The following is an 11717-nucleotide window of genomic DNA, read 5'->3' on the forward strand; positions in this document are numbered from 1 at the left end:
GCTCCGGGCTCCCCGCGGGCGGTGAGCCAGGACGCGCGGAGGTGGGCCAGGACGCGCGGAGGTGAGTCAGGACGCGTGGACCCGAGCCGGGATGCGTCAGGGGCTCCCGGAGTGTCGGTCCCCGGTGGGACGGTGCCCTCCCCGAGCATCCGAGGAGGAGCCATGCCCACGCGGAACACCCCCTGGCCCGACGGCACGCCCTGCTGGGTCGACTACGGCGCCGCCGACCCCGCCGCGGCGAAGGAGTTCTACGGCCGCCTGTTCGGCTGGGACTGGACGGCCGACAGCCCGGAGTACGGCGGCTACGTCAACGCGCTGAAGGGCGGCGCGCAGGCCGCCGGCCTCGGGCCGCTGACCGGCCCGGACGACCCGCCGGCCTGGACGACGTACTTCGCGACGGGCGACGCGGCGGCCACCTGCGACCGGATCCGCGAGGCCGGCGGCACCGTCGTCGTGGAGCCGATGGCGGTCGGGCCGATGGGCACGATGGCCATCGCCCTGGACCCGCAGGGGAACGGCTTCGGGCTGTGGCAGGCCGGCACGCACACCGGCGCGGAGGTGGTCAACGAGCACGGCGCGCAGGTGTGGAACGAGGCCGCCGTCGACGACGTCCCCGCGGCCCGCGCGTTCTACGGCGCCGTCTTCGGGTTCTCCTGGGACGAGATCCCCGATATGGGCGGCTACGCCACCTTCAGCACGGACGGGCGCCCGCTCGGCGGCCTCGGGCCGGTCGGCCCCGGTGCGCCGAAGGGGTGGTCGACCTGCTTCGCGGTGACCTCCGCCGACGACACGGTGGCCGCGGTCGAGGCCGCGGGCGGCAAGGTCACCCACCCCGCCGAGGACACCGAGTTCGGCCGGTTCGCCGTGGTCACCGACCCGTGGGGCGCGTCCTTCTCGGTCATGCAGCTGCCGCCCGAGGGCTGAGCGGACGGGGCGGGCCGGCGCGGACGGGGCGCGCCGGCCCGGCCGTCAGCGGACCTGGCCGTAGGTGTGGTCGGGGGTGAACCGGACGACGAGGCGGCGGTCGGCGACCATCGCCCGCCGGTAGTCGTCCCAGTCCTCGTGCTCGCCGGAGATCGCCCGGTAGTAGGCCACCAGCTCGTCCACCGTCGCGTCGGACGGGTCGGCGGCCACCGGGGTCAGCTCGGCGGTGCCCTCCACGGCGGCCCAGGACCAGAAGTCGTCCGAGGACACGTGCAGGGTCACCCGCGGGTCGGCCTGCAGGTTGCGGGTCTTCGCGCGGTCGGCGGTCACCGACACCCGGAACAGCCGCTGCTCCGGGTCGTACGCGTAGCCGACGTTGGACAGCTGCGGCCGTCCGTCGCGCTTGACGGTGGCCAGCACGCCCCAGCGGCGCCCGGCCACGAACCCCAGCAGGCGGTCGTTGACGGTCACCGGACCCTCCCGCGGGCCTTGAGCGGCACGGGCGGCAGGGCCGGCGCGAGCTGGCGCTCGTCCTCGCCGAACCCCGGGACGGCGCCGAAGCGCGCGTCGCCGTCGTTCCACCGCTCGGCGTACTCCGTGATCTCCTCGCCCGACCGGCCGACGAAGTTCCACCACATGACCAGCCGCTCCTCGAACGGCTCGCCGCCGAGCAGGAGCAGCCGGGTGGGGGCGTCGGTCCGGATCCGCACCGAGCGGCGGCCGGTCCCCAGGTAGACCATCGCGCCGTGGGCCAGCGGCGCGCCCTCGACGTCGGCCCCGCCCGCGGCGCCGAGCAGCGCGTGCTCGAAGTCCGGCTCCAGCGGCACCTCGACGTCGGCCCCGGCGGCCAGGTCCAGGTCGACGCCCACCAGCGGGGAGTGCGCGGTGCCCGGGGACGTCGCCCCGCCGAAGGAGCCCATGAGCACCGTGGCGGTGAGCCCGTCGGAGGCGAAGCCCGGCAGCGCGGCGTGGTGCTCGAAGGCCGGCGCGGTGTCGCGGGCGCCGTCGGGCAGCGCCACCCACAGCTGGGCGCCGTGCAGGAACCGCGGGTGCGGCACCGGCGACTGCTCGGAGTGCGCGATGCCGTGCCCGGCGGTCATCAGCGCGAGCTGCCGCGGGCCGAAGGTGACGTCGCTGCCGAGGGAGTCGCGGTGGTGGACGCTGCCCTCGATCAGCCAGGACACCGTCTGCAGGCCGGTGTGCGGGTGCGGCGTGACCTGCATCCCGGCGGTGGCGGCGACGTCGTCGGGGCCGTAGTGGTCGACGAACGCCCAGGCGCCCACCATCCGGCGGCCGAGCGTGGGCAACAGCCGCCGGACGGGGGTGCCGGGACCGAGCATGACCTCCTTCGCCGGCAGCAGGTCGAGGGCCGGGCCCGCGGCGGTGTCGTCGAGGCCGCCGACGGTGCGCGTGGTCGGCCGGGGTTCGGACGTGCTCACGGGACCTCCACGAGGGTGTGTCAGCGGGGCTCGGGGGCGGACGGGCAGCGGAGTGCGCCGACGTCCCAGCCGGCGCGGCGGGCCCCGGCGGCGTGGGCGCTCTCGAGGAAGTCCAGCACGGTGGCGCGGGGGTCGGCCGCCGTCCGCACGTCCTCGTAGGTGAGCAGCGCGAGGTGGGCGCCGCGGCTCGGGACCCAGCGCGCGGCCGTGGGGCGCAGCGGCTCCTCGGTGAGGCCCGCCGGTTCCGGCGCGGTGTAGCAGTAGAACGCCGGCTCGGGCACCTGGTCGTCGCCGAACCAGAACCCGGCGCTGATCACCTCGTGCGAGTAGGCCTCGCGGGTGACCGGGTCGACGGCGTCGGGCTGCTCCACCCGCCGGTCGGAGAAGCGGGTGACGGCGACGTCGAAGGTGTGCCAGAAGTGGTGCACCGGGCTCGTCTTCGCGTAGCTGCGGCCCGCGAACTCCTCGAGCACCTGCGCGACCTGCCCCAGCACCACCCAGTAGCGGGTCACGTGCGCCGGGTCGTAGGCGGCGTGGTGCTCGTCCTCGGCGAACGGGGTCCGGTCGGGCAGGTCGAAGGGCACCGGCCGGTCGATGTGGGCCGGCAGCCCGAGCCCGGTGAGCGTCGCCTGCAGCTGCCGGTAGAAGCCGGCGACGCTGAGCCCGGGCAGCGGGAAGGACGCCCGCCTGCCGTCGGCGACGTTGACCTCGAGCCGGTGGTCGACCAGGTCGAGGTCGACGGCGAAGACGGGGTCGAAGCCCATCGGCCGGGTGGTCAGGCCCCGGCCGGTGAGGTGGAACGGGACGTGCCACCAGTGGTTGCGCCGCGGGGCGTTGGCCAGGCGGAGCTTGCCGACCACCTGCAGGAACCGGTGCACGGTCTCCTTGGTGTCGGCCCACTCGGTCAGCGGGACGGGCGGGAAGACGGGCACGTTCGGCTCCTCGATGGTCCGGGTCGACGTCAGCATGCACCCCCGGCGGAGGCGTGGAGGCCTCCGCCGGGGGTGCCGGTCACTGGCCGGACTCGCCGCGGACCGCGGCGTGCGGGACCGCGGGGGACGGCAGGTGCACGGCCGGGATCGAGCCCAGGCGCCCGGCGCGGAAGTCGTCGAAGGCCTGCACGACCTCCTGCCGGCTGTTCATCACGAACGGCCCGTACATGGCGATCGGCTCGCGGATCGGCAGCCCGCCCAGGACGACGACGTCGAGGGCCGGCGTGCGCGACTCCTGGTGCACCGCGCCGCGGACGGTCACGGTGTCGCCGGGGCCGAGCACGGCCAGCTGGCCCGTGCGCACCGGCGCGCCGTCGATGCCGACGGAGCCGGCGCCGGAGAGCACGTAGACCAGGGCGTTGAAGTCCGGCCGCCAGGGCAGGTCGAGCGAGGCGCCGGGCGCCACCGTCGCGTGCACCATCGCCATCGGCGTGTACGTGGAGCCCGGGCCGGTGTGCCCGCCGACGTCGCCGGCGATCACCCGCACCAGCGCGCCGGCGTCCGGGCTGGCGAGCAGCACCGACTCGCGGGCCCGCAGGTCCTGGTAGCGCGGCTCCACCCACTTCTGCGCGCGCGGCAGGTTCACCCACAGCTGCAGGCCGTGGAAGACCCCGCCGCTGACGACGAGCGCCTCCGGCGGCCGCTCGATGTGCAGGACGCCGCCGCCCGCGGTCATCCACTGGGTGTCGCCGTTGCTGATCGTGCCGCCGCCGCCGTGGGAGTCGGCGTGCTCGAAGGTGCCGTCGATGATGTAGGTGACGGTCTCGAAGCCGCGGTGCGGGTGCCAGGAGGTGCCCTTGGGCTCACCGGGGGCGTACTCGACCTCGCCCATCTGGTCCATGTGGATGAACGGGTCGAGGTCGCGCAGGTCGACGCCGGCGAAGGCCCGGCGCACGGGGAAGCCCTCGCCCTCGAAGCCGGAGGGGGCCGTGGTCACCGACCGCGTGCGGCGGCGCACCGTCCGCGGGGCGGGCAGCGGGACCCGGGGGAGGGTGGTGGTGTCCTCGACGGTGACGGCGGGCATGGCCGGCCTCCTCTGTTGAGCGCTCAACTAGTGGCGACTGTAGCGCCGCAGGGCCCCGCTGTCTTCCCTCCGCCGTGCCCCGGTCAGGAAGCGCGCTCGGCCCGCGCCGCGACGGCGGCCGGCGGGCCGTGCTCGGCGATGAGCGCCGTGTTGGCCACCTCGGCGTCGTCGAGGTGGACCGCGTCGCGCGGGTCGGTGGTGTCGAGCATCCGCGTCTCGTGCCCGCGGCCCACGACCAGGACGACGTCGGCCGGCCCGGAGGCGCGCACCGCGGCGGAGATGGCGGCCCGCCGGTCGGGCACCGTGCGCACCGCCGCGCCGCCGCCGAGCAGGCCGACCCGCAGCTCGGCGATGATCGCCGCCGGGTCCTCGCCGTGGCTGCCCTCGTTGGTCAGCCAGACGACGTCGGCCGCCCGGGCGGACTCGCCCAGGCCCTGTCGCTTGTACCGGTCGCGCCGGCCGCGGGCGCCGAGGACCAGGTGCACCCGGCCGCCGGGGCCGCGCAGGTCGCGGGCGGTGGCGAGCGCGGCGGCGAGGGCGCGCGGGGTGTGCGCGTAGTCGACGACGACCACCGGCCGCCCGTCCCCGCCCAGCACGGTGTTGCGCCCGCGCGGCGGGGCGACCGCCGCGAGCCCGGCCGCGATCTCCTCGGCCGGCACGCCGAGCACCCGGCCGGTGGCCCACGCGGCGGCCAGGTTCGACACGTGCACCCGCCCGACGAGCCGGCTGGTCACGCGGTGTCCGCCGGTGTCGTCGGCCAGGAGCACCTCGGTGCCGGCCGCGCCGGTGCGCCAGCCGAGCACGCGCACGTCGGCGTCCTCCGCCGCGCCCACCCGGGTCACCGGCACCGGCGCCTGGTCGGCCAGCCGCCGTCCCCACGGGTCGTCGACGACCACGACGCCGGCCGCCGCCCGGTCCGGCCCGAACAGCCGCGCCTTGCTCGCCCAGTAGTGCTCGATCGTGCCGTGGTGGTCGAGGTGGTCCTCCTCGAACCCGGTGAAGACGGCGACGTCGAAGCGCAGGCCGTCGATGCGGCCCATGTCCAGCGCGATGGAGGAGGCCTCGACGACGGCCCGCCGCGCGCCGGCGTCGACCATCCAGCGCAGCAGCTCGTGCAGCTCCGGCGCCTCCGGCGTGGTCAGCGCCGTGCCGCGGGACCGGCGCCCGACCGCCGCGCCGAGCGTGCCGACGACGCCGGTGGGCGTCCCGGCCGCCTCGAGGACGCCGCGGACCAGCGTGCTCGTCGTCGTCTTGCCGTTGCTGCCGGTCACCCCGACCAGGCGCAGCGCCGCGGCCGGGTCGCCGGCCAGCAGCGCGCCGAGCGGGCCCAGGCAGGCGCGCACCGACGGGACCAGCAGCACCGGCAGCGCGACGTCGACCGGCCGGTCGGCCAGCAGTGCCGCGGCGCCCGCGGCGGCAGCCGCCCCCGCGTGCCGGTGCCCGTCGCTGGACGCGCCGCGCACGCAGGCGAACAGCGAGCCGGGGACGACGCGGCGCGAGTCGGTGACCAGGCCGCGCAGGAGCAGGTCGTCGGTGCCGCCGCGGCGCAGCACGGGGCCGAGCGGGACGGTCCGCGCCCGGGCCTCGACGTCGGACCAGGTCACCGCGGGCACTGGCACCCGCCCGACGGTAGGCGGGGCACGACCGATCCGCAGGTCGGCCGCGCCCCGCCGGCTCAGCGGAGCAGCCGCGCGACCCCGGTCGGGCCCTGCTCGGCGTCGGCGTCGGGCAGCACCTCGGTGCGGGCCGACAGGCGCGGAGCCCACGCCGCGGGCGCGGTCTCCAGCCAGGCGGCGCCGGCGTCGGTGAGCCGGCCGTCGGACCGCAGCGGCGCCCAGCCGCGCAGCGAGCGCAGCCCCTCGGCGACGGTGACGAGCGTGCGGGCCACGCCTCGTCCCCGGTAGACCTGCTCCACCGAGACGGTGTCGACCAGGCCCGAGCGGATCCACCAGCGGACCTCGCCGATCCGGTCGGTGATCCGGACGCCCGCGGCGGCGACCTGGTGGGGCGCGACGACCGAGCCCGGCCGGAAGGCCGAGCCCCGGAAGGCGAGCAGCGAGGCCGCCGGCACCGCGCTGGTGGCGTGGGTGACCTCGGCGAACCACATCGGCGGGCAGCGGTCGGCGACGTCCTCGACGACGTCGACCCGGACGACGCGGCGGTCGGCGGCGCGGTAGCGGACGTCGACCAGCCAGCCGGCGGGCCGGCGGCCGCGGGCGTCGAGGGCGGTCATGTCCACCGGGGTGCCGTCGTCGAAGCGGTCGGAGTTGACGCCGACCAGCGAGTACTCGAGCGGGCCGGGGCCGCGGCGCAGCAGCCGCGCCCACCACAGCGCCGTCGAGGTGGGGGCCGGCTCCGCCAGGGGCGGGACCGCCCGCAGGCGCGGCGCCGCCGGCGCCGGGACCGCCGCGTCGTGGGCCGCTGCCGTCATGCTCATCTCGTCCTCCAGTCCTCGCCCCCGTGGACCCGGGGTGTTCCGGGGACGACTCTCCGGACCGCACTTGTGGCCGCCTTGGGGTCCACTAGCGCGGCCCGGCGATACTGGTCTCCCGATGACGCACTCCACGACGCCCCCGACGACGCAGGCCCGGCCGTGAGCGCCCCGTTGAACCTGCTCAACCTGGAGCGGGTGTCCAAGGCGCACGGCACCACCGTGCTGCTCGACGACGTCTCCCTCGGCGTCGCGTCCGGCGAGCGCATCGGCGTCGTCGGCCGCAACGGCAGCGGCAAGTCCACGCTGCTCGGCGTCCTCACCGGCCGGGAGGAGCCCGACAGCGGACGGGTCACGCAGCGCGGCGACCTCGCCGTCGGCGTCCTCGACCAGTCCGGGACGCTGCCGCCGGGCGCGACCGTCCGCGACGTCGTCCTGCCCCCGACGTTGTTCGCCGCCGAGCACGAGTGGGCCGCCGACCCGGCCGTCCGCAGCGTCCTCACCGGCCTGGAGCTCGACCGGCTGGGCCTCGACTCGCCCGTCGCGCCGATGTCCGGCGGGGAGCGGCGGCGGGTGGCGCTGGCCGCGCAGCTGATCCGCCCGCTGGACCTGCTCGTCCTCGACGAGCCGACCAACCACCTCGACGTCGAGGGCGTCGCCTGGCTCGCCGACTTCGTCAAGCGGCGGGTCGGGGCGCTGGTGGTCGTCACCCACGACCGGTGGTTCCTCGACGAGGTGTGCACGCAGACGTGGGAGGTCGCCGACGGCGCGGTGCACTCCTACGAGGGCGGCTACGCGGCCTACACGCTGGCCCGCGCCGAGCGGGCGCGCGTCGCGGCGGCCACCGAGGAGCGCCGCCTCAACCTGGTGCGCAAGGAGCTCGCCTGGCTGCGCCGGGGCCCGCCGGCGCGCACCAGCAAACCGCGCTTCCGCATCGAGGCCGCCGAGGCGCTCATCGCCGACGAGCCCCCACCGCGCGAGACGATGCAGCTCAAGGGCTTCGCCGCGCGCCGGCTCGGCAGGACGGTGTACGACGTCGAGGACGTCGACTACGCGGTGCGGTCGGAGGCCGGCCCGCGGACGCTGTTCGCCGACCTGACCTGGCACGTCGGCCCGGGCGACCGGATCGGCGTCGTCGGGGTGAACGGCGCGGGCAAGACGTCGCTGCTGCGGATGCTCGTGGGCGAGGTCGAGCCCGACCGCGGCTCCGTGGTGCGCGGGCAGACGGTGGCGCCGGCCTACCTGTCCCAGCACGTCACCGAGCTGCCGGCTCGGCTGCGGGTGCTCGAGGCGGTGCAGGAGGTCGCCCGGATCGCGCGGATCGGCAACCAGGAGATCTCGGCCTCCTCGCTGGCCGAGCGCTTCGGCTTCCCGGCGTCGCGGCAGTGGACGCCGGTCGGCGACCTCTCCGGCGGCGAGCGGCGCCGGCTGCAGCTGCTCCGGCTGCTCATGGCCGAGCCGAACGTGCTGCTGCTCGACGAGCCGACCAACGACCTCGACATCGACACGCTCACCCAGCTCGAGGACCTGCTCGACGGGTTCCCCGGCACGGTGCTGGTGGTCAGCCACGACCGCTACTTCGTCGACCGGGTCTGCGACTCGGTGGTGGCGCTCATGGGCGACGGGTCGCTCGCCGCGCTGCCCGGCGGGGTGGAGGAGTACCTCGCCCGCCGGGCCGCCGGGGAGGCCGCGCTGCCCTCGGCCGGCTCCGGTCCCGCGCCCGCCGGTGGCGCGGCCCCGGCGCCCGCCCCGGCGGGCCCGTCGGCGGCGGAGGTGCGCGCCGCCCGCAAGGAGGCCGCCCGCCTCGAGCGGCGGCTGGAGAAGCTCACCGCGGAGGAGGAGCGGCTGCACGCCGACCTCGCCGCCGCGGCCACCGACCACGCGCGGGTCATGGAGCTCGACGGCCGGCTGCGGACCTTGCTGGCCGAGAAGGACCAGGTGGAGAGCGACTGGCTGGCCGCCGCGGAGCTCGCCGAGGGCTGAGCGGGTCCTCCTGCACGGCAGCGCCTCCTCCCTCACGGTGGGACGTGGGGGAGGAGGCGCCACGATCAGGTCACCTGATCCCGGCTCAGGCGGCGGCGGCCTCGGCGCGGGTGCGGGCGATCATCCGCAGCCCGACGACGACCGTGGGGACGGCGCCGACGAGCGCGAAGCCGGCGTAGAGCAGCGGGGTGAAGCTGAGCGCCGCCGAGGCGACCAGGCAGGCCACGGCCGGGACCAGCAGCCACCAGGTGATCACGCCGGCGCGCGCCAGGCCGGCGAGACCGACCAGCGGGCCGAGCAGCCCGAACAGCGTCACCGTGCCGACGACGCCCACGGCCGCCTGGCCCTGCACCGACTCGAACAGCGCCAGCGCGGTGTCGGCCGGCAGCTCCTGGCCGATCCCGCCGATCCAGAAGTCGTAGAGCACCATCCCCGTCACCGTGACCAGGCCGATCGCCGACAGCAGGGCGCCGACGATCGTCGGGATGCGTCCGCGGCGGCCGCGGACCAGCGCCGGCGCGGCCAGCCAGGCCAGGGCCAGCGCCATGTTGCCGTAGTGGAGCAGCAGCGCCGAGAGCGCCGTCTGCCCCTCGTCGGCCGCCAGCGAGGCGATGTAGTCGGCGTCGGCCGGGGAGGCCTGCGGCGGCGAGGTGGCCAGGCCCGCCACGTAGAGCAGCGAGCCCGCGACCATCGCGCCGCCGGCGAGGGTCAGCATCGTGGCGCCGGCGCTGCGGGCCGGTCGCTGCGGGGCGGCGGTGGGGGCGGGGGTCAGGGAGGTGGTCATCGGTCCTCGTCGGGTCGGGCACCGCATCGGTCGGTGCGTCGGCGAGGACTCTCCGGCCGGTGGGGCGCCCGGCACGTCCGTCGTCGCGGACCGACCGGGCTCCGCCGCACGGCGGATGGACAGGCCCCCGTCGATCGGCCGCGCGGGGGATCCCGTCCGCGCCCGGCCGCCCCTACCGTGCTCGCCGTGCCCCGCTGGACCTCGTCCCCCTCCGCCCGCCGGCTCGTGTGGCCGGCCCTCGGCGCGCTGCTCGCGGTGCTCTCGGGGGTGGAGACGGCGATCGACGAGACGTTCCGCTTCCCGCTGGTCACCGCACTGCCGGGCGTCGCCGTCGGCGCGGTCGTGGCGCTCGGCACGCGGTGGCCGGAGGCGGCCGCGGTCGCCGGGGCGCTCAGCGTGCTCGGCAACTACGCGCTCGGTACGCCCGGCCCCGGCGGCGCCCAGCTCATCGGGATGGCCGTCCTCGTCGGGCACGCGGCCGCGGTCCTGCCGGTGCGGCGCGGGCTGCGCGCGGCGGTCTCGGCGACGCTCGTCGTGGTGGTCGCCGGGCTGGTGTTCGGCCCCTCCACCTGGGAGAGCGTCTTCTACCTCGTCGTCGCCGGCACCGCCTGGGGCGTCGGCCTGCTGGTGCGCCGGTCCCGCGAGCGGGCCCGGGAACTGCAGGTGCTCGCCGCCCGGCTGGCCGAGCAGCAGGAGGCCGTGGCCGGCGCCGCCGTCGTGGCCGAGCGCGCCCGCATCGCGCGCGAGGTGCACGACTCGGTCGCGCACGCGGTCAGCGTGATGGTGCTGCAGATGGGCGGGCTGCGGCGGCTGCTGCCCGACCACCCGGAGGCCCAGGACGTGCTGCTGGGGCTGGAGCGGCTGGGCCGGGAGTCGGTCGACGAGATGCGCCGCGTGGTCGGCATCCTCCGCGAGTCCGGCGCCGGCGACCCGGCGCCGCAGCCGTCGCTGTCGCGCCTGGACGCCGTCCTGGCCGAGCTGCGGGCGGGCGGGATGCCGGTGGAGCTGGTGGTCACCGGGGAGCCGGCCGAGCTGCCGCAGCTGGTCGACGTCGCGGCCGTGCGGGTGGTGCAGGAGGCGCTGTCCAACGTGGTCCGGCACGCGGGCGCGGCCGCCACCCGCGTCGAGGTCGCCTGGACGCCGGGCCGGGTGACCGTCACGGTCACCGACGACGGCCGCCCGCGCGTCGAGCCCACCCCGCACGCACCGGGGGGCCACGGGCAGCTGCACATGCGCGAGCGGGTCACCGTCGCCGGCGGCGACCTCGACGTCGGCCCCGTGCGCGGCGGCGGCTACCGCGTGCGCGCCGGGTTCCCCGTCCCCGCGCCGGCCGCCGTCCCGCCCGCGGCGGTAGGCGCGTGACGATCCGGGTGGTGCTGGTCGACGACCAGTCGATGATCCGCACGGGGCTGCGGATGGTGCTGGCCGCCGAGCCGGACATCGAGGTGGTCGGCGAGGCCGGCGACGGCGCGTCGGGCGTCCGCGCGGTCACCGAGCTCGAGCCCGACGTCGTCCTGCTCGACGTGCGGATGCCCGGCATGGACGGGCTGGAGGCCGCGCGGCGCATCGTCGGGTCGGGCGCGCGCACGCGGGTCGTCGTCCTCACCACGTTCGACGAGGACGAGTACGTGGCCGCCGCCCTGCGCGCCGGGGTCAGCGGCTTCCTGCTCAAGGTGGCCCCGCCGGAGGACCTGGTGGCGGCGGTGCGCACCGTCGCGGCCGGGCAGGGCCTGCTCGACCCGGCGGTGACCCTGCGGGTGATCCGCTCCTTCGCCGCCGCGCCCGCGCCCGACCCCGGCCGCGCCGCCGAGCTCGCGCAGCTCACCGAGCGGGAGACCGACGTGCTGGCGCTGGTCGCCGCCGGGCTGTCCAACGCCGAGATCGCCGCCCGGCTGTACCTGGGCGAGGCGACGGTCAAGACGCACGTGAGCCGGGTACTGCTGAAGCTGGGTCTGCGGGACCGCGTGCAGGCGGTCGCGTTCGCCTACGAGTCCGGCCTGGTGACGCCCGGCCGGTGAGGCGTCCCCGCCGTCGCGAGCAGGGCGTTCGGCGCGTACGGGTAGCAGAAGGACCCCGCTGCCCCCCACACCTCGCTCCGCTCGGCGCGGGCCCCTGCAGCGCGGCCGGGCCGAACGGACCT

11 protein-coding genes are annotated in these 11717 nt (G+C 77.0%); 4 read left to right on the plus strand and 7 right to left on the minus strand.

Annotated elements, in window-relative coordinates; all coding sequences use genetic code 11:
• The first annotated feature begins 162 nt into the window (after window positions 1–162).
• Window positions 163–924, plus strand: a complete 762-nt coding sequence (locus tag ACI78R_RS20890) for a VOC family protein (RefSeq protein WP_073418126.1) — start codon at window positions 163–165, stop codon at window positions 922–924.
• Between the two features lie 45 nt (window positions 925–969).
• On the opposite strand, the gene ACI78R_RS20895 is transcribed toward ACI78R_RS20890, so the two are convergent.
• From ACI78R_RS20895 to ACI78R_RS20920, 6 genes are all read right to left on the minus strand, one after another.
• Window positions 970–1395 carry a PPOX class F420-dependent oxidoreductase gene (locus ACI78R_RS20895; protein WP_457042133.1) on the minus strand — a complete coding sequence of 142 codons (426 nt, stop codon included), beginning with the start codon at window positions 1393–1395 and terminating at the stop codon, window positions 970–972.
• On the minus strand, window positions 1392–2363 hold the full coding sequence (locus ACI78R_RS20900) for a pirin family protein (RefSeq protein ID WP_457042134.1): 972 nt from the start codon (window positions 2361–2363) through the stop codon (window positions 1392–1394). The genes ACI78R_RS20895 and ACI78R_RS20900 overlap by 4 nt, the downstream gene beginning before the upstream one ends.
• Before the next feature lie 20 nt (window positions 2364–2383).
• On the minus strand, window positions 2384–3331 hold the full coding sequence (locus ACI78R_RS20905; RefSeq protein ID WP_457042135.1) for a DUF5996 family protein: 948 nt from the start codon (window positions 3329–3331) through the stop codon (window positions 2384–2386).
• Window positions 3332–3374: 43 nt separating this feature from the next.
• Window positions 3375–4379: a pirin family protein gene (locus ACI78R_RS20910; RefSeq protein WP_073418131.1), complete on the minus strand. Its 1005-nt coding sequence runs from the start codon at window positions 4377–4379 to the stop codon at window positions 3375–3377.
• An 83-nt stretch (window positions 4380–4462) separates the two neighbouring features.
• Window positions 4463–5998, minus strand: a complete 1536-nt coding sequence (locus ACI78R_RS20915; protein WP_457042136.1) for a Mur ligase family protein — start codon at window positions 5996–5998, stop codon at window positions 4463–4465.
• Between the two features lie 56 nt (window positions 5999–6054).
• Window positions 6055–6810 carry a hypothetical protein gene (locus tag ACI78R_RS20920; RefSeq protein ID WP_073418135.1) on the minus strand — a complete coding sequence of 252 codons (756 nt, stop codon included), beginning with the start codon at window positions 6808–6810 and terminating at the stop codon, window positions 6055–6057.
• Between the two features lie 162 nt (window positions 6811–6972).
• On the opposite strand from ACI78R_RS20920, the gene ACI78R_RS20925 reads away from it, so the two are divergent.
• The gene (locus ACI78R_RS20925) at window positions 6973–8793 is read left to right on the plus strand and encodes an ABC-F family ATP-binding cassette domain-containing protein (protein ID WP_457042137.1); all 1821 of its coding nucleotides are present in this window, start codon (window positions 6973–6975) and stop codon (window positions 8791–8793) included.
• 85 nt (window positions 8794–8878) lie between these two features.
• Here the strand turns inward: ACI78R_RS20925 and ACI78R_RS20930 are convergent, their stop codons facing one another.
• Complete coding sequence (locus ACI78R_RS20930) at window positions 8879–9577, minus strand: hypothetical protein (protein ID WP_457042138.1); 699 nt, start codon at window positions 9575–9577, stop codon at window positions 8879–8881.
• A 186-nt stretch (window positions 9578–9763) separates the two neighbouring features.
• Between ACI78R_RS20930 and ACI78R_RS20935 the strand changes: the two genes are divergently transcribed.
• The gene (locus ACI78R_RS20935; protein WP_457042139.1) at window positions 9764–10939 is read left to right on the plus strand and encodes a sensor histidine kinase; all 1176 of its coding nucleotides are present in this window, start codon (window positions 9764–9766) and stop codon (window positions 10937–10939) included.
• Window positions 10936–11595, plus strand: coding sequence for a response regulator transcription factor (locus ACI78R_RS20940; RefSeq protein WP_336030358.1), 660 nt, complete (start codon window positions 10936–10938; stop codon window positions 11593–11595). The genes ACI78R_RS20935 and ACI78R_RS20940 overlap by 4 nt, the downstream gene beginning before the upstream one ends.
• Window positions 11596–11717: the final 122 nt, after the last annotated feature.

It is taken from the genome of Geodermatophilus sp. SYSU D01106 (genome assembly GCF_054049995.1).

Excerpts from the sequence above, each read along its gene's own strand:
- ACI78R_RS20890 (WP_073418126.1), top strand. The coding sequence starts at position 163 with ATGCCCACGCGGAACACCCCCTGGCCCGACGGCACGCCCTGCTGGGTC.
- ACI78R_RS20905 (WP_457042135.1), bottom strand. The coding sequence starts at position 3,331 with ATGCTGACGTCGACCCGGACCATCGAGGAGCCGAACGTGCCCGTCTTC.
- ACI78R_RS20910 (WP_073418131.1), bottom strand. The coding sequence starts at position 4,379 with ATGCCCGCCGTCACCGTCGAGGACACCACCACCCTCCCCCGGGTCCCG.
- ACI78R_RS20920 (WP_073418135.1), bottom strand. The coding sequence starts at position 6,810 with ATGACGGCAGCGGCCCACGACGCGGCGGTCCCGGCGCCGGCGGCGCCG.
- ACI78R_RS20930 (WP_457042138.1), bottom strand. The coding sequence starts at position 9,577 with ATGACCACCTCCCTGACCCCCGCCCCCACCGCCGCCCCGCAGCGACCG.